The sequence below is a fragment of the Actinomycetaceae bacterium MB13-C1-2 genome, from assembly GCA_035621235.1.
GTDB lineage: Bacteria > Actinomycetota > Actinomycetes > Actinomycetales > Actinomycetaceae > Scrofimicrobium.
Genome location: CP141731.1, coordinates 917,260 through 932,957 on the forward strand (window position 1 = coordinate 917,260; position 15,698 = coordinate 932,957).

The 15,698-nt window shown below is 57.2% G+C and carries 11 protein-coding genes; 6 read left to right on the forward strand and 5 right to left on the reverse strand.

Annotation, left to right across the window (positions count from 1 at the left end; translation table 11 throughout):
- Positions 1 to 210 precede the first annotated feature (210 nt).
- The 3 genes from U6G28_04105 to U6G28_04115 all read left to right on the forward strand — a co-directional run bounded on the left by U6G28_04105 (position 211) and on the right by U6G28_04115 (position 3,741).
- Positions 211 to 2,052, forward strand: coding sequence for a ribonucleoside triphosphate reductase (locus tag U6G28_04105; protein WRS30875.1), 1,842 nt, complete (start codon positions 211 to 213; stop codon positions 2,050 to 2,052).
- A 115-nt stretch (positions 2,053 to 2,167) separates the two neighbouring features.
- Complete coding sequence (locus U6G28_04110) at positions 2,168 to 2,974, forward strand: anaerobic ribonucleoside-triphosphate reductase activating protein (GenBank protein ID WRS30876.1); 807 nt, start codon at positions 2,168 to 2,170, stop codon at positions 2,972 to 2,974.
- 35 nt (positions 2,975 to 3,009) lie between these two features.
- The gene (locus tag U6G28_04115) at positions 3,010 to 3,741 is read left to right on the forward strand and encodes a glutamine amidotransferase (GenBank protein WRS30877.1); all 732 of its coding nucleotides are present in this window, start codon (positions 3,010 to 3,012) and stop codon (positions 3,739 to 3,741) included.
- Between the two features lie 172 nt (positions 3,742 to 3,913).
- Here U6G28_04115 and U6G28_04120 read toward each other — a convergent pair whose 3' ends face one another.
- Positions 3,914 to 4,909 carry a hypothetical protein gene (locus U6G28_04120; GenBank protein WRS30878.1) on the reverse strand — a complete coding sequence of 332 codons (996 nt, stop codon included), beginning with the start codon at positions 4,907 to 4,909 and terminating at the stop codon, positions 3,914 to 3,916.
- Positions 4,910 to 5,104: 195 nt separating this feature from the next.
- Between U6G28_04120 and U6G28_04125 the strand changes: the two genes are divergently transcribed.
- The gene (locus U6G28_04125; protein ID WRS30879.1) at positions 5,105 to 6,526 is read left to right on the forward strand and encodes a solute carrier family 23 protein; all 1,422 of its coding nucleotides are present in this window, start codon (positions 5,105 to 5,107) and stop codon (positions 6,524 to 6,526) included.
- Between the two features lie 518 nt (positions 6,527 to 7,044).
- The gene (locus U6G28_04130; protein ID WRS30880.1) at positions 7,045 to 8,535 is read left to right on the forward strand and encodes a DUF1846 domain-containing protein; all 1,491 of its coding nucleotides are present in this window, start codon (positions 7,045 to 7,047) and stop codon (positions 8,533 to 8,535) included.
- Between the two features lie 84 nt (positions 8,536 to 8,619).
- Here U6G28_04130 and U6G28_04135 read toward each other — a convergent pair whose 3' ends face one another.
- Entirely contained in the window at positions 8,620 to 9,120 is a 501-nt protein-coding gene (locus U6G28_04135; protein WRS30881.1) for a GNAT family N-acetyltransferase, read from the reverse strand.
- A 120-nt stretch (positions 9,121 to 9,240) separates the two neighbouring features.
- Here U6G28_04135 and U6G28_04140 point away from each other — a divergent pair, with 120 nt between their 5' ends.
- The gene (locus tag U6G28_04140; GenBank protein ID WRS30882.1) at positions 9,241 to 10,566 is read left to right on the forward strand and encodes a C1 family peptidase; all 1,326 of its coding nucleotides are present in this window, start codon (positions 9,241 to 9,243) and stop codon (positions 10,564 to 10,566) included.
- A gap of 220 nt (positions 10,567 to 10,786) precedes the next feature.
- Here the strand turns inward: U6G28_04140 and U6G28_04145 are convergent, their stop codons facing one another.
- From U6G28_04145 to U6G28_04155, 3 genes are all read right to left on the reverse strand, one after another.
- Positions 10,787 to 10,897, reverse strand: coding sequence for a helix-turn-helix domain-containing protein (locus U6G28_04145; protein ID WRS30883.1), 111 nt, complete (start codon positions 10,895 to 10,897; stop codon positions 10,787 to 10,789).
- A 127-nt stretch (positions 10,898 to 11,024) separates the two neighbouring features.
- On the reverse strand, positions 11,025 to 13,475 hold the full coding sequence (locus U6G28_04150) for a hypothetical protein (GenBank protein ID WRS30884.1): 2,451 nt from the start codon (positions 13,473 to 13,475) through the stop codon (positions 11,025 to 11,027).
- A gap of 30 nt (positions 13,476 to 13,505) precedes the next feature.
- On the reverse strand, positions 13,506 to 15,695 hold the full coding sequence (locus tag U6G28_04155; protein WRS30885.1) for an NTP transferase domain-containing protein: 2,190 nt from the start codon (positions 15,693 to 15,695) through the stop codon (positions 13,506 to 13,508).
- Positions 15,696 to 15,698: the final 3 nt, after the last annotated feature.

Genomic DNA, 15,698 nt, shown 5'->3' on the forward strand with positions numbered 1-15,698 from the left:
AATTGTCCTAATGCATAAATTACAGGCTTGTAATACAGTCGATTAGTACAACATATAGTGTTGAATGGCGTGTCTAACCACGATATCTAGTTATTTGGGCTAGAAATTGAGTTCAGCACTCACCGGCCCCTAGGCCATTCGGACGGCCGATTGAGGCCCGGCTGGGCCGATCAGAATAAGCAAGCATTGAGGCGAAGAGAGACGAGCAAAATGGCGCGCTATGACGTTGACGCATTGGGAACTATTGATGAGTACCTATCACGTGCGGACTGGCGCGTGCACGCGAATGCGAATCAGGGGTATTCCCTGGGCGGAATGATCCTTAACTCCTCGGGCAAGATGATTGCCAACTACTGGCTTGAAAAGTGTTATCCAGAAGAGGCCGCAACTGCACATCGCGAGGGTGATATCCACATTCATGACCTCGATATGTTCTCTGGCTATTGCGCAGGCTGGTCACTAAAGCGTCTTCTTGAGGAGGGCTTTAACGGGGTTCCCGGAGCCGTTGCCGCCAAGCCGCCGAAGCACTTCTCTTCCGCGACCGGACAGATCGTCAACTTCCTCGGGACGTTGCAGAACGAGTGGGCTGGAGCCCAGGCTTTTTCCTCGTTCGACACGTACATGGCGCCGTTCGTTCGCCTGGACAACATGACGTACGAGGAGATTAAGCAGCAGATGCAAGAGCTGATCTTCAACCTCAATGTCTCCAGTCGCTGGGGAAGTCAGTGCCCGTTTACTAACCTGACGTTCGACTGGACCTGTCCTGATGATCTGCGTGACCAGTACCCGCTGATTGGTGGCGAGGTTTGCGAGTTCAGCTACGGCGACCTGCAGCCGGAAATGGACGTTATCAACCGTGCGTTCATTGAAGTAATGGAAGAGGGCGACGCGGAAGGACGTGTCTTCACCTTCCCGATTCCGACCTACAACATCACGAAAGACTTCGACTGGGATTCACCGAACACCGACCTGCTGTTCCAGATGACCGCGAAGTACGGGTTGCCCTACTTCCAGAACTTCATCAACTCTGACCTTGATCCCGGGATGATCCGCTCGATGTGCTGCCGTCTGCAGCTCGACCTGAGGGAACTGCTAAAGAGGGGCAATGGACTGTTTGGCTCTGCTGAACTCACAGGTTCAATCGGGGTTGTCACGGTCAACCTGGCTCGGCTGGGCTACCGTTTCCCCGGTGACAAAGAGGGCCTACTTGCGGAGCTTGACCGATTGGTAAACGCTGGCGCTGCCACCTTGGAAATCAAGCGTGAGGTCATCCAGGAGCAGATGGACAACGGACTGTTCCCCTTTACTCGCCACTTCCTCGGTTCCCTCGACAACCATTTTTCAACCATTGGCGTTAACGGAATGAACGAGATGGTTCGCAACTACACCGGCGACGAGTATGACCTCACTGATCCCAGGGGCCACCAGCTTGCGGTGGAGATCCTCGATCACATCCGTGACCGCATGGTCGAACTGCAGGAATCGACTGGACACATGTACAACCTTGAGGCGACACCAGCCGAGGGAACGACCTATCGGTTCGCCAAGGAAGACAAGAAGCGTTTCCCCGACATCCTTCAGGCAGGAACAGAGGATCAGCCGTACTACACGAACTCGTCGCAGCTCCCGGTTGGGTACACGGCAGACCCGTTCGAGGCGTTGGAGCAGCAGGAGGTCTTGCAAGGCAAGTACACCGGCGGCACCGTCCTTCACCTGTACATGGGGGAGCGGATGAGTAGCGGCGAAGCCTGCAAGCAGATGGTCAAGCGAACTCTGACTGCGTTCAAGGTCCCGTACATCACTATCACGCCAACATTTTCTATCTGCCCAGCTCACGGCTATCTTGAGGGTGAGCAGTGGACCTGTTCGAAGTGCGCTGAGGAACACCCGGACGCCGAACCGCAGACGTGTGAGGTGTGGACCAGAGTCATGGGTTACTTCCGACCAGTGTCGCAGTTCAACATCGGGAAGAAGGGTGAGCACGCAGAACGCTTGCACTTCACTGAGTCTGCGGCCTCGAAACACGGCGACCTGGTCTCAAACTTCGCATAGCTCCGCCGGTTTGCCAATCAGATAGGGCGGCGACACGCCGATAAATCAGCCTCTAAAGTCCCCTATCTGATTGGCAAACCATAGGTGGGTCGGAAATTCAGGTTAGGAGATCCTGTTGAGTGAGGCGGAGAATCTTCAGATTGCTGGCCTGGTTCCATTCTCTACGGTTGACTGGCCGGGCAATCTTTGCGCCGTCCTGTTTCTTCAGGGTTGCCCGTGGAGGTGCCCATACTGCCACAACGCAAACATCCTAGATCTGCGTACCCCGGGTACCGTTTCGTGGGACGAGGTCGAGACTCTGCTATCCAGACGTCGCGGCTTGCTTGACGGGGTTGTCTTTTCTGGTGGCGAAGCGTTGGTCCAGGGTTCTGCCTCGCCTGGAAGCCGACTAGAAACCGCCCTAAAGAGGGTACGAGAACTGGGATTCAGGACAGGTCTCCACACGGCCGGAGCCTACCCGCGCAGACTCGAATACTTGTTGTACGAGGGGCTGCTTGACTGGGTCGGCCTGGACATAAAGGCGCTTCCTCAGGACTACGAACTGGCTACTGGAAGTTCCGTGGGGGCCGATCGCTCCGGCGAGACTCTATCGGTTCTGGCGGACTACGACGCATCACGCGCGGGGGGTAGGTCGGATTTCTCATGGGAGGTTCGCCTGACGCTTTGGCCGGGGCTGCTTTCGTCTCGAGCCTTGGGTGGTGAACCCCCCTCGTCCGAACAGCTGCTGGACTACGCGCGCGAAGTAGCGCAGTGGAGCCGCGAACGTGGGGCACGAAGATTCGCAATCCAGCGGTATCAGGTGCCGCTAGAGCCACAGCGAGGCGTTGATCCTGGACTATTGGCCGTGGGTCCTCACTGGGACGAAGGCCAGGCTGAGGAGACGCTCAAAGACTTAGGATTCCTCGAGGTCTCGATCCGATGAGGACGCGACTGGACTGAGACACTAGGGTTGTGGGTATGAAGCCGTTCCTGCTTGTTTCAACTCGCCCTGAAGAAGAAGCTCTAGCCAGTGAGTACCGCGCGTATCGGCGCGGTGCGGGCCTCGAGGAAAGCCAGCTTGAGCTTGCCGAGTTCGATTTAGTGGGGCTTCCTGAGATTGAACCACAGAGATACTCGGGCGTGTTCGTCGCGGGTTCCCCTTATGGGGGCAGCGCTGACGGCTACGTTTCTTCAACCCAAAAATGGGTTCGCGAGGAATTGGCCGCACTGTTTGAACAACTGCTCGCTGCGGGGACCCCAATTCTGGCCACCGGGAGCTCGGTGGGAATCCTAGGCACCCAACTGGGTTTCTCAGTGTCTGGTCGCGATGCGGAGTTCGGAGAGATTGTCGACATCGAACTAACGCGTGACGCCTGGGAAGACCCGGTGTTCGAGGGCCTTCCAGATGCGTTCGTTGCCTATGTTAATCACGGCGACGCGGTCGATGAATTGCCCGAGGGAGAGACCAGACTGGCCCGCTCGCTCAATACGGTGGTACAGGCATTCCGGCACGGAGATAACGTTTACGGAATTCAGTTCAACCCGGAACTCGACTCTGAACTGATGTTTGCTAAGACCGAGGCTTTCGCCGATGCCGGCGACTCAGGGATCGGTGACATCGAGTCTCTGGTCACTACAGGGCGCCAGGGTTCTGGAGAGCATAGTGCTGCGAAGATTCTCGCTAACTTCGTGAAGGTTTTCGCGAGCTAGGAAATTGCGCTAATCGGCAAGCCAGCGTGCCAGTCATGCGTCTCAATACCAAGTAACGGGGCCTACACCAAGTAACGGTGCCGACTCAGCAGAGACGGGTCCGCACTGTTACGGTCAATTATTGTGCGCCCTTCAAGCGCTTCTCTGGTCCATGAAACGCCTCGGACTACCGTTACCAGAGGAACTCTGAACTCGGGATTTCGCCGTTTGTTCGGAGCACATAACCACGTCGTTCGATTGCGAATGCGCTCCCATTATGGGTATTCCAGCAACTCACAGCGCTGTCATCCACGTAGCACGCTCCCTGGCCATAGATGGCATAAGCGCCCTGGGAGAGTGTCACGGCACCCTCGTTCGAGACAGGTGTTTCGCTGCACCCCAACTCGGCCAGAGAGTCAGTCGTGTGAATGGTGACTGGCTGCGATGCGCAACTGGTTATTCCTGCCTGATCCAGAACATGAGAAGAAATGGTGCAGGTTGCGCCCGAGTCCCCAAGCTTGCAGACGATGTTGCCGCTAGGAGAGGCGACGACCTCTGCCCAGATCGCATTGGCTGGGGCCGGATACGTTGCATCTGGATCATCAGGGCGCTCTGTGGGTTTGTCCGACTGAGGCTCCTCTTCCTCCTCAGTAGTGTCCTGTCCCAAATCCTCTGACTGCTCCGACTGCACCACTTCGACGGCCGGAGGGGTTGCTGCGTCGGGAGCTTCCGACCCTCCAGCGCCCCTAAGAATTAGGAACAGCGCAAGAACCGCCCCGACAAGAAGTAGAGCGAGTGCTCCCCAGATCCAAACGAACTGATTTCGTCCTCGTGCGGGTTCCTCGCTCGCGGCCACCGCCTGGGCCTGAACCGGAGCAAAGGTAGGGGTCTGGCTGACGGGAATGCGTGATGCCGTTTCCTGTCCCTCGGGTCGTTGGATCACCGACACTCTGCGGGGACTATCAGTGGGGGCCGCGTTGAGTTTCGCGGTCTCCGCGGCACGGCGTTGTTGCAGCGCTAGATCCACGGCGGGATCGCGCAGATTACCGAGCCATTCCAGCAGTTCTGGATAGGTAGAGGGATTCATTGCGATCAGCGGGCGCAGACTCGGGTATTCACCTGCCAGCCGCTGCAGTTCAACGGCGGGGGTCTTCGGGTCTGAGGCTTGAGATTCTAGGTTCTTGTCCACGGCTCAGTGAGCTTCCTGGTTGCGCGTTCTTGCAAAGGCAAGAATAGTCCTTCCAATCGTGGCCGACTGAAGGCCTGAGCGCAACTATGCCCATCAGCCGATGGTGGCCTGAAAATCGTGGGGCGAGTCCTTATCCTGGGATTCCGACCGGTATATCCAGGCGCTTCGGTGCCCACCAATACGGATCGGACGACAATGAGTCAAAATACATCCCTGTTCAAATGGAAGCTTCACGGTGACGGCGCAAAAGTGGGCGCGGGTGAAGTAGTCCTTCCAAATGAACGTCTCTCTTGGGGACGCACTACCGGGATCGGCATGCAGCATGTTGTTGCGATGTTCGGTGCAACTTTCCTGGTTCCCCTGATCACAGGCTTTCCGCCCAATACGACACTGTTCTTTACCGGCATCGGAACTATTCTCTTTTTCCTAATCACTGCTGGAAAAATTCCCTCGTACCTCGGATCGTCATTTGCGATGATCGCGCCGATCCTGGCGGTCTCTCAGACGCTGGGTCAAAGCTACGCTTTGGGCGGTATCATCGCGGCCGGTGCGACCTTGGCCCTGGTTGGTGTCATTGTCCACTTCGCGGGCGCGAAGTGGATTGACATCGTCATGCCTCCCATCGTGACTGGTGCGATTGTTGCGCTGATCGGTTTCAACCTCGCCCCGGCCGCCTGGAACTGGGTGAAGGAAGGTCCTCTAACTGCGGTAATTACAATCGTCGCGATCATTCTGACGACCGTCCTATTCAAAGGAATAATCGGGCGCCTCTCGATTCTGGTAGGGGTTTTGGTTGGCTATGTCGCTGCTCTTCTTCAGCCGGGCCAGGTGGATTTCAAGGCGATCGGCGAGGCCGCGTGGATCGGCCTTCCCGAATTCCACACCCCTCAGTTCTCCCCGAGTGTTCTTGGACTGTTTGTCCCGGTTGTCTTTGTGCTGATCGCGGAGAACGTAGGACACGTCAAGTCCGTGTCTGCAATGACTGGCGAGAATCTCGATCATCTGACGGGCCGTGCTCTGTTTGCGGACGGCGTCTCAACGATGTTGGCTGGTGCTGGTGGCGGTTCGGGAACGACGACTTACGCCGAGAACATCGGGGTAATGGCCGCGACACGCGTCTACTCGTCCGCTGCATACCTAATAGCGGCAGTGACAGCTATTGCGCTGTCGATGATGCCGAAGTTTGGTGCGATCATTTCGACTATTCCCCCTGGGGTTCTGGGAGGGGCAGCCACGGTCCTTTACGGGATGATCGGTTTGCTCGGCGTTCGTATTTGGGTTCAAAACAAAGTTGACTTCTCGAACCCGGTGAATCTGAACACTGCCGCAGTTGCTCTGATTGTTGGCATCGCCAACTACACCTGGGTCGTCAAGGTCGGCTCGACCGAGCTGGTGTTCGAAGGTATCGCTCTTGGCTCCTTTTGCGCGATTCTGGTTTACCACGTTATGAACTGGATTTCGAAGGCGCGGGGGACCAATCTTGAGGCCGCTACTCCGGCGTCAGCCCCGTCGGGAACTGAACTTGAGTCTGAGCCTTACGCGAAACGACGCCGTAGGGTGACGTCCGTCGATGACGGCCTTGGCGGGGTCCTTCCCGAAGACTCGTTGCTGGAGTAAGGCGAGTGTCCCGTTCGATGGGCCCTAGCTTCGCGAAGGCCAGTTCAACACCTCCCGCGTCAACGTCTGCGGTAACAAAGTCCGCGATCATCTTGAGAACGGAATAGCCGTTTCCCATGGTGATTGAGATTTCGCAAGCACCTGCAAGTTAGTTCAGGCGCAACGCGGACGGACTCGTCCTGAGAGTCGTTCATGGTCTCCACCATTCGATCTGACCGGAGCGAGGATGGGTTTGCCAGTCCGGCCACGGACGCGAACTCACCCAACGAGCCGACGGCCCGGAACGGGACATCTCTGACCGCACCGCCCTGAGATTCCCACGAGAGAACCGGAGAAGCCTCAACCAGAACTCCCTGCGACGGGGTCTTCAGCCGTGGTGATCGACGGTGTTGCAGCTCTTCTTCTGGCAGGTGGAACTCTGGCGTTCCTCTTCGGGCGGTGCGCGCGGGACAGGTAGGGCTGGTCTCTGTGGTGGCGCTCTCAAGCGGGTGCCACCACAACTCCGGTAAGTTTCTACTGTGACGGTTACCGGGTTTGATCGAGATAAGTACGTATCCCTTCAGTCAGAGCACATCAGTGAGCGACGCAGGAGCTTCGGCGGCAAGCTCTATCTTGAGTTTGGCGGCAAACTCTTTGATGATCTGCATGCTTCGCGGGTGCTCCCGGGATTCTCACCCGACAACAAAATCGAGATGCTTGCCGCGATCAAGGACGACATCGAAGTCGTAATGGTTATCAACGCGAACGACATCGCTAACAACAAGACTCGCGCCGACATAGGGATTACGTATGAACAGGAAGTTCTACGTCTTATAGACGCTTTCCGTTCGTATGGACTGCTGGTTGAGAACGTAGTGATATCGCAGCTTTCGGACGGCAACAAGGGGGCCCGTGCGTTCCAGAGAAAACTGGAGAAATCAGGACTGACAGTCTCGCGACACTACCCGATCAAGGGCTACCCAACTGACGTGAAGAAGATTGTTAGTGACGATGGATACGGAAAGAACGAGTACGTTGAAACGACTCGTGATCTGGTCATTGTCACGGCCCCAGCTGCTGGCAGCGGCAAGATGGCGACCTGCCTGTCTCAGATGTATCACGACTACAAGCGAGGAGTCCCCTCGGGCTACGCCAAGTTTGAAACCTTCCCGATTTGGAACCTGCCGCTCGATCATCCCGTGAACTTGGCGTACGAGGCTGCTACCGCCGACTTGAACGATGTCAACATGATCGATCCGTTCCACCTTGCCGCCTACGGGGAGCAGTCGGTCAACTACAACCGTGATGTTGAGGTTTTCCCTGTACTAAATAATCTCTTCGAGAAGATTATTGGAGAGTCCCCATATAAGTCGCCTACCGACATGGGTGTGAACATGGCGGGGTTCTGCATCTCAGATGACGAAGCATGCCGTCAGGCTTCCGAACAGGAAGTGATCCGTCGCTATTACAAGGCACTGGTCGCCGAGAAACGAGACGAGCTAGAGCCGGTGGTTAGCGACCGGATCGCGATTGTGATGAGCGAGTTGGGGATCGAGAAAACCGATCGACCTGTGGTGGAGCCAGCCCTGACACTGCAGAAGAAGACGAAGGCCCCAGCGGCTGCGATGCAGCTTCCCGACGGGCGAATCATGTTGGGAAAGACCTCGGCACTATTGGGGTCGTCATCAGCGCTCTTGCTAAATGCACTGAAGGCTTTGGCAGGTATCGATCAGAAAATCGACTTACTGGCTAGGGAAAACATCGAGCCGATTCAGAGACTAAAGACCGAAAGTCTTGGAAGTCAAAACCCTAGACTGCACACGGATGAGGTACTGATCGCCCTCGCGGTCGGTGCGACCGAAAATGAGCATGCTCGCCTCGCCCTTGACCAACTTCCCAAACTGCGGGGATGTGACGTTCACACCTCGGTGATTCTAGGGTCGGTGGACGAGGGTATCTTCCGAAGTCTGGGTGTGAACGTAACAAGCGAACCGGTGTTCCAGTCAAAGAACCTGTACCATCGCCGCTAATCGAGTCGGACGCATACGAATAATTCGTTGGGCGGGCTGACCCAATTACGATACGTGGTGCCCAGTACTCGATTCAGAACTTCCTCATGAACTAGCGGTAGCGAGACGCATCATCTGCTTTTCTTTGATGCCCCAGTGTTCTGAGGTCCTGGTTTTTCCGTCCACGAAGCCGTTCTTTCTGTAGAAGGCCTGCGCGCGAGGGTTTGGTTCGGCTACCCAGAGATCACTTGGTTCATCCGGGTAGATTACTGCGTCGAAGAGCACCTGCCCTGTGCCAGTGCCATATTCGTTGGCGAGAACATAGAGGATGGACAGGGACCGTATCTTCGGATCCTCCTCGGATGGCTGAGATACCCCGACGCCGACTATCTTCCCGGAGCGTTCAGCGAGAGCAATTCTTCGCTCTGGATCGGCCTCCGCCAGCATGATCGACCACATCCGGTGACGTCGAGACCATGCATGCGGATCGTCCAGAACCGTATCGGGTATGAGGCCGCGATACGCTTTGTTCCAAGCCTGAACCAGCAGATCCGCCAGCCCAGCAACGTCGGAAGGCTCGGGAGTTCGGATGACTAGGGATGACATGTGACTCAGCCTAACTACTTCTATAGCGGGCGCTTAAGAAAGCCCGTCAAGAACGGCGTATCTTGGAGGCAGACCGATTCGTATCTTGGGAGTACACACCAAAGTAACTAGGAGTTAGCCTTGCTTGAGTTGAGCGATGCTCAGATCACTGAAATCCGTTCCGCAGTAGACAATGACCCGCAGGTTGCGGCAACCATGAACGGGGTAACCAATGTCGGGTTGGAAGACGTATCGCTAGATCGCGAAAAAGCGATTACACCCCAGTCCATGTCGATCAAGCTCGACAAATGGGCTGTGACGAACCAGAAGAAGTCAGGTCGTTGTTGGCTGTTTGCCTCTCTCAACCTGCTTCGCGTACAGGCGATGAAGAAGATGAACCTGAAAGAGTTCGAGCTCTCGCAAAACTACGCGGTCTTCTGGGAGAAGTTTGAGCGCGCCAACTACTTCCTGCAAGACCAGATAGAACTGGTGGAGGCCGGTGAGCCCCTGGACTCCCAGCTGAGCCAGTTTCTTCTCGGAGATGTGCTCAACGACGGGGGCCAGTGGGACATGCTCGCGGCGGTTTACCTCAAGCACGGTGTCGTGCCGCAGGAGGCCATGCCAGAGTCCTTCTCTTCTTCCAACACCGACTCCATGAACACGCGCCTTCGGACTCTGCTACGCCGTACCGCTCTTGAGTTCCGAGGTCTCGATTCGAACGAGGCCCGTCAGGAACTAGCGGGGAAGGTCATGCAGGAGGTCTACCGGGTTTTAGCGATCAGTCTCGGCGTTCCTCCCACCACCTTCGACTGGCAGTGGCGTGATGCGGACGACGAGTTCCACCAGGCCGGGACCATGACTCCCCTTGAGTTTATGAAGAAGTACACCGAGCTTGATCTGAACGAGTACGTCTGTCTGGTAGATGATCCTCGTACGAACCACCCGAAGAACTCCCCGCTTACCGTGGCCCATCTAGGTAACGTGGTCGGTGGCGCTCCAATTCTCTACCTAAACGCTGACATCCAGGTCATGAAGGATCTGGCTGCGGATTCGATGCGGAAGGGCGAGCCGGTTTGGTTCGGGTGTGACGTGGGACAGCAATCGGACCGCAAAGCCGGTCTGCTGGTGAACGGTGTTTATGACTATGACGCGACCCTCGGGATCGACCTGACCACTACCAAGGAGCAGCGTGTCCTAATGGGTTCATCTCTGATGACCCATGCGATGGTTCTGACGGGTGTGGATGAGGATCCCGCCGGGTCCGGCTATCGTCGCTGGCGCGTTGAGAACTCGTGGGGTGACGAGGTTGGAAGCAAGGGCTTCTTCACCATGGATGATGACTGGTTCACGGAGTACGTGTTCGAGGTTGTCGTGAAAAAGTCGGCCCTGCCTGCCGAACTACGGAAGGCTCTGGATGAGGACCCCCTGGTGCTCCCGGCCTGGGACCCGATGGGAGCCCTCGCATAAGCAAGGACTTGTGGCAGAGAAGGCCACGGTTCTTTGAGGCCTTGGTTTTGATTGCCGGGACGCGCAATATCTGGCAGGTTGACCGTCTGCACTAGTTGCTCGTCTAAATATCTGCCGGGTTGGCCATGCCTCCGACGTGACCGCGTAGAGGAGTGGGGTGCAGGTGGCCACCCTGGCGGATAATCCGGGGTTCCCGGCGGTTTGGAAGCGCCTCAGAGGGCTAGCTGTCCGGGGCGTATTCCAGGATGTCTCCCGGCTGGCACTCTAGGACCTTGCAGATTGCGTCTAACGTCGAGAAGTGGATCGGCGTGGCACGACCGCTCTTCAACACTGAAACATTAACCGGGGGGAGGGGGACGCCGATTCCAGGCGCTCTGGTTTGCCAATCAGATAGGGAACCTTTTGGCCTAAATTTGCCGCGTGTCGTGTCCTGATCTGATTGGCAAACCAGATGCGGGTTATCCGAGGGTTGCTTCCACCTTCACTGTCGTTCCCGAAGGAGCAATTGGGACGGGGGACGAGGGATCCATCTCCTTGCCGTCGACCACCAGTTTCGCGACGCCCTTTGAGATTCCAGCCGGATTTGTCACCTCGATGTCGTAGGTGGCCCCGCGCCACTTTCGTGAAACTTTGAAACCGTCCCAGTCGTCAGGGATCGAGGGATCAACAATCAGGCCCTCCATCGTGGGTCGCACGCCCAGGATGTACTTGGTGACAGCCGTGTACATCCAGCCCGCCGTGCCAGTGAGCCATGGGTTCTGCGCCTTGCCGAAATCCTCGTGATCACGCCCGTAAATGAACTGGACGTAGGCGTAAGGCTCGGCCCCTCGTACCTCGATGTTGTCGTTCTGTTTGAACGGAGAGATGGAGTCGTAGAACTCAACCGCCCGGTCTCCTCGCCCCAGCTTTGCCTCGGCAATGATCGGCCAAGCGTTCGGGTGACTGAAAATCGCCCCGTTCTCTTTGATGCCGGGATACACGCGCGTCACGAATCCAACCGTGTCGTCAACTGTTCGGAATGCGGGCCAGTTCAAGTGGTTGCCGTACTGAGAGCCGAGCAATTCTCGGACCGAGTCCATCGATTTTTCCCCGCGCTCCTGCGATGCGATCCCCGCAATCACCGGCCAAGCCTGATGTTCGAGGAATATCTTGCCTTCAGCATTCGCATTCGACCCGATCTTCACGCCATCACGGGTATAGCCGCGAATCCACCATTCGCCGTCCCACAGTTGCTCGTTGCTGACCCTCTCGATCCGCTCCAGTTCCTTCCGGTACTTCTCCACATCGTCGATCCGGCCCAAAGACGAGGCCATCGGCAAGAACTCGCTTATCGCCCAGGCATGCAGGAAGGTAACTAGTGATGTCTCTCCTCCGCCCAGATTTAGACAGTCATTCCAATCGGCACGCAGCCCCAGCGCTACGCCGTTCTGTCCGACCTGCTCAGCAGAGAAGTCCAAGGCCGCCAACAAATGCTCATACACCGCCCCGGGGTTCCCGTCCGCGAACGGAATCACCTCATCCAAGAAATCGACATCGCCCGTTTCCTTCACATACTCGAGCACCGATGGCACCAACCAAAGGTGATCGTCTGAGCAAGTGTCTTCGAGGCCATGAATCAGGTCATCAGTCGAGGGCGTCGGCACAATGGTGGGCGAGGGGATATCCGGTAGTTTCTCCGCATCGGGATCAAATGCCTTCGGGTCGAATAGGTGCAACCCGTAGCCCTGCGACACCTGGGCCCGGAGCAGTTCGATTATGCGCTGCTTCGTCTTGGTTGGATTCGTGTGAATCACACTCATTACGTCCTGCGCGGTGTCCCGGTATCCCAGTCCGTTTCGCCCACCGACCTCGACGAACGAAGCAAACCTGGACCACACCACGCATGTCTCCGCCTGGAGTAGCGTCCAAGCGTTGATAAGGGTATTCATTCCCTCATTTGGCGTCTCGATATGAAGTTGCGACTGCTTGTTCTTCCAATAGTCCTGAAGCCGAGCAAACTCTGCGTCGACGTTCGCCATGTCCGAGTATTTCGCCTGCATCTTTCGGCCGACCAGCTCCCGTGAGCCGTGGCCGAGAACGTATACCAGCCGCTTCGTTTCGCCCGGCTCGAGAGTGATCTTGTGAAGTAGGGCTGCACAGTGATTCTGTGTCGTGCCCTGGGAGTTGCTTCCCTCACCACGAGCGACCCCCAACGGATCCGACTCTGTGCGGTACGGCCCGATGAACCTGTCACGCAGGGTGTCGTACGAGGAGGGTTCCTCCGAGGAGGTGAAATAGTGGAACGTCCACGGTTCATAGTAGAAGTCGTATTCGATAATCCCGTCCTCGTACGTCGAACCGGACGCGTAGAGGGACATCTGCAGATTCTGATTGTCGATGGTGATTGTGTGGAAGGAGAATTCTGTGTACGAGGAAGTGGTCAGTTCCCGCCGCTGATCCGTTGTGTTCGTCAGGGTAACGTCCCAGATTTCCAGATCGTCGTCAAGGGGGATAAACACCGTCTGCGAGGCGTCGATGCCCCGGTATGAGACCTCGTACCGTGTATATCCGAGGCCGTGGGCGGAGGTGTAAAGCGCAGAATCTTCGGCGGTTCTCGCCTTACCGTCCAGGTCGTCCTCTTCCGCCCTAAATGGGAGTCCGACGGGTTGCCAGGAGATTGACCAGAATGCCCCGTTGGCATCGTCGCGAACATAGACGTACTTGCCGGGCCGGTCTAGCGGGACCCCGTTCTGGCGGAAGCGGGTGATACGTCCGTATTCGGGCGACTTGTAGTAGCTGTATCCACCGCCGTTGTGAGAAACGACTGCGCCGTAGTCCTTGGTCCCCAGGTAGTTGGTCCATGAGACGGGAACATCGGGTCGGTCGATGACGTACTCGTCAGTGGCGGTATCGAAGTGTCCGTACTTCATTAACGAGAGCTTTCTTATTGCGGGGCCGGGCTACGCGGTTACGAAACCCTTGAGCCAATCCAGTAGTTCTTGTGCTTTCTCCGGCGAGTCTGCCTCGACAAACATACGCAACACCGGCTCGGTTCCAGAGAAGCGGAGCAGCGCCCAGTTGTCGTTCTCCAGCATGATTTTCACGCCGTCTTCACGCCGCACCTCGACCACGGGGTAGGGTCCAATGTGCGTCAGTGGTTCAGCTTCGAGACGTCGGGGAACGGCCACACGCATTTCCGGGGTCGCAGGGACACCGGCTTCCAGTTGATAGAGTCGTCCGGTGATCTGGTAGATCATTTCGCGCAGCTCAGAGATGCGCTTGCCGGTGCGGGCCAGCATTTCAGCCACCAGTGCGCAGGCAAATATTCCGTCCTTGCCGAGGATCCAGCCACGGATAGTCAGGCCCCCCGACGACTCACCGCCCATGACTGCGTCGATCTCTTCCATTCCAGCGGTTACGTGCTTGAAACCGACTTTGCACTCGCGGACTTCCTCGCCGAAGTGGTGGGCGAGGCGGTCGAGGAGGTGTGTAGTGGCGACGTTGCGGACGACACCACCCTTTTCTCCTCGTACCTCATGCAGGTACCAGTAGAGGAGGAGTAGCAGGTCGTTCGTGGTGATGTACTCGCCGGTCTCGTCGACGATCCCGATGCGGTCGGAATCGCCGTCCGTTGCCATCCCTAGATCGTATTTTCCCTCGCCCGCCTTGATCATGCCGATGAGGGCAGAGAGGCGTTCGGAGTCGGGGGCAGGGGCAACTCCGCCGAAGAGCGGGTTGTGGGAAGAGTGGATGAACTCTGATTGGACGCGCATATCCGAGAGGATCGTCCCCAGGGTAAGTTGGCTGGTGCCGTACATCGGATCGACGATGACACGCAGGCCTCGTCCCCGGACTTCTTCGACGTCCACGATCTCCTCAATGGCATCGATGTAGGGGTCGGTCAGAGACTTCTCGACGACAATGCCCGCCTTCTTGGCGAGGGCTAGGTCAAGGGAAATGACGTCATCGACTGTGAGTGCGTTTGCCTCGTCCTGGTAGCGGTCAGTCTCAACATCCAAGGGCAGCGAGCCGTCCGCGCGGAACACCTTGACGCCGTTCCAGTTGGGCGGGTTGTGGGACGAGGTGATGATGATGCCGTAAGCCGCGCCAAGGTAGGGGGCGGCGAAGGTGACAAGTGGGGTCGGAACATCGTCGGGCAATAGAGTCACGGGGATGTTGTTGCCGGCGAAGACTTCGGCGGCGGCCTCGGCGGACTCACGTGAGAGGAAACGCCGGTCACCGCCGATGACGACTCCCTTGTCTTCGATACCCTGGCGGGTGGCCTCGTTCGCGATGGCTTGACTGAGGCGGCGCAGGTTGCCAAGGGTATATCCCTCGCCAATGATTGCGCGCCAGCCGCCGGTGCCGAATTTGATGGTGGTGTCGGTGTCTTTCTTAGGCATGAATAGGCGTTTGAGGACGATGTCGGCTGCCTTTTGTAGTTCCTCATCCGTATTTATTCCCTGAACCTCATCAGTGTCGTAGATGCGGTATGTGGAGATTCTTTGGCCTTCGTCGATGAAACTACGGGCGACTTCGGTGAGGCGGTGCTCATCCTGCTTTGCGAGAGAATCGATTTTTTCAAGCAGAGTAGCGGGGGCAGCAACGTAGGACCCCACGTTGATCTCGTGGTTTTGCGCCGAGTCGGCTAGGTCTTCTGGTTCAATGATCGCTGCTACGCGCCCGGAGTCGCCACGCTGGACCCGGCCGTAGGGTAGTGGCTGGTCGACGTGAGCGGTAAGCAAACTGAAGTCTGCAGCAAGAAGATGATGACGGTTTAGGAGTCCCCGCAGAGAGTCCGCCCGAAGCAAGGGCGTATCGCCATACGTAACTAATAGTTGCTCGGTGTCGGCAGGAATGGAATCTTGGGCGAGCGCGACGGCGTTGCCGGTGCCTAGAGCCTCGGACTGCTCTACGTAGGTGAGTTCTGGTCCCAGAAGTTCACGGATCTTTGTGTCGCCCTTGGAGACGACGACAATGATTCGATCGGGCGGGATTACTTCGCGAACATTATCGAGGGCAAGTTGAACGACGGTGCTGTCTGAGAGCTCGGCGGTGAGCAACTCCCTGGACTCTTGGTCGGTCCCTGCGGCTAAGACGACAGCGGTTGTCTTCGGCCTGGACCATGACTCGGTGGATAACGTCCCCATTTG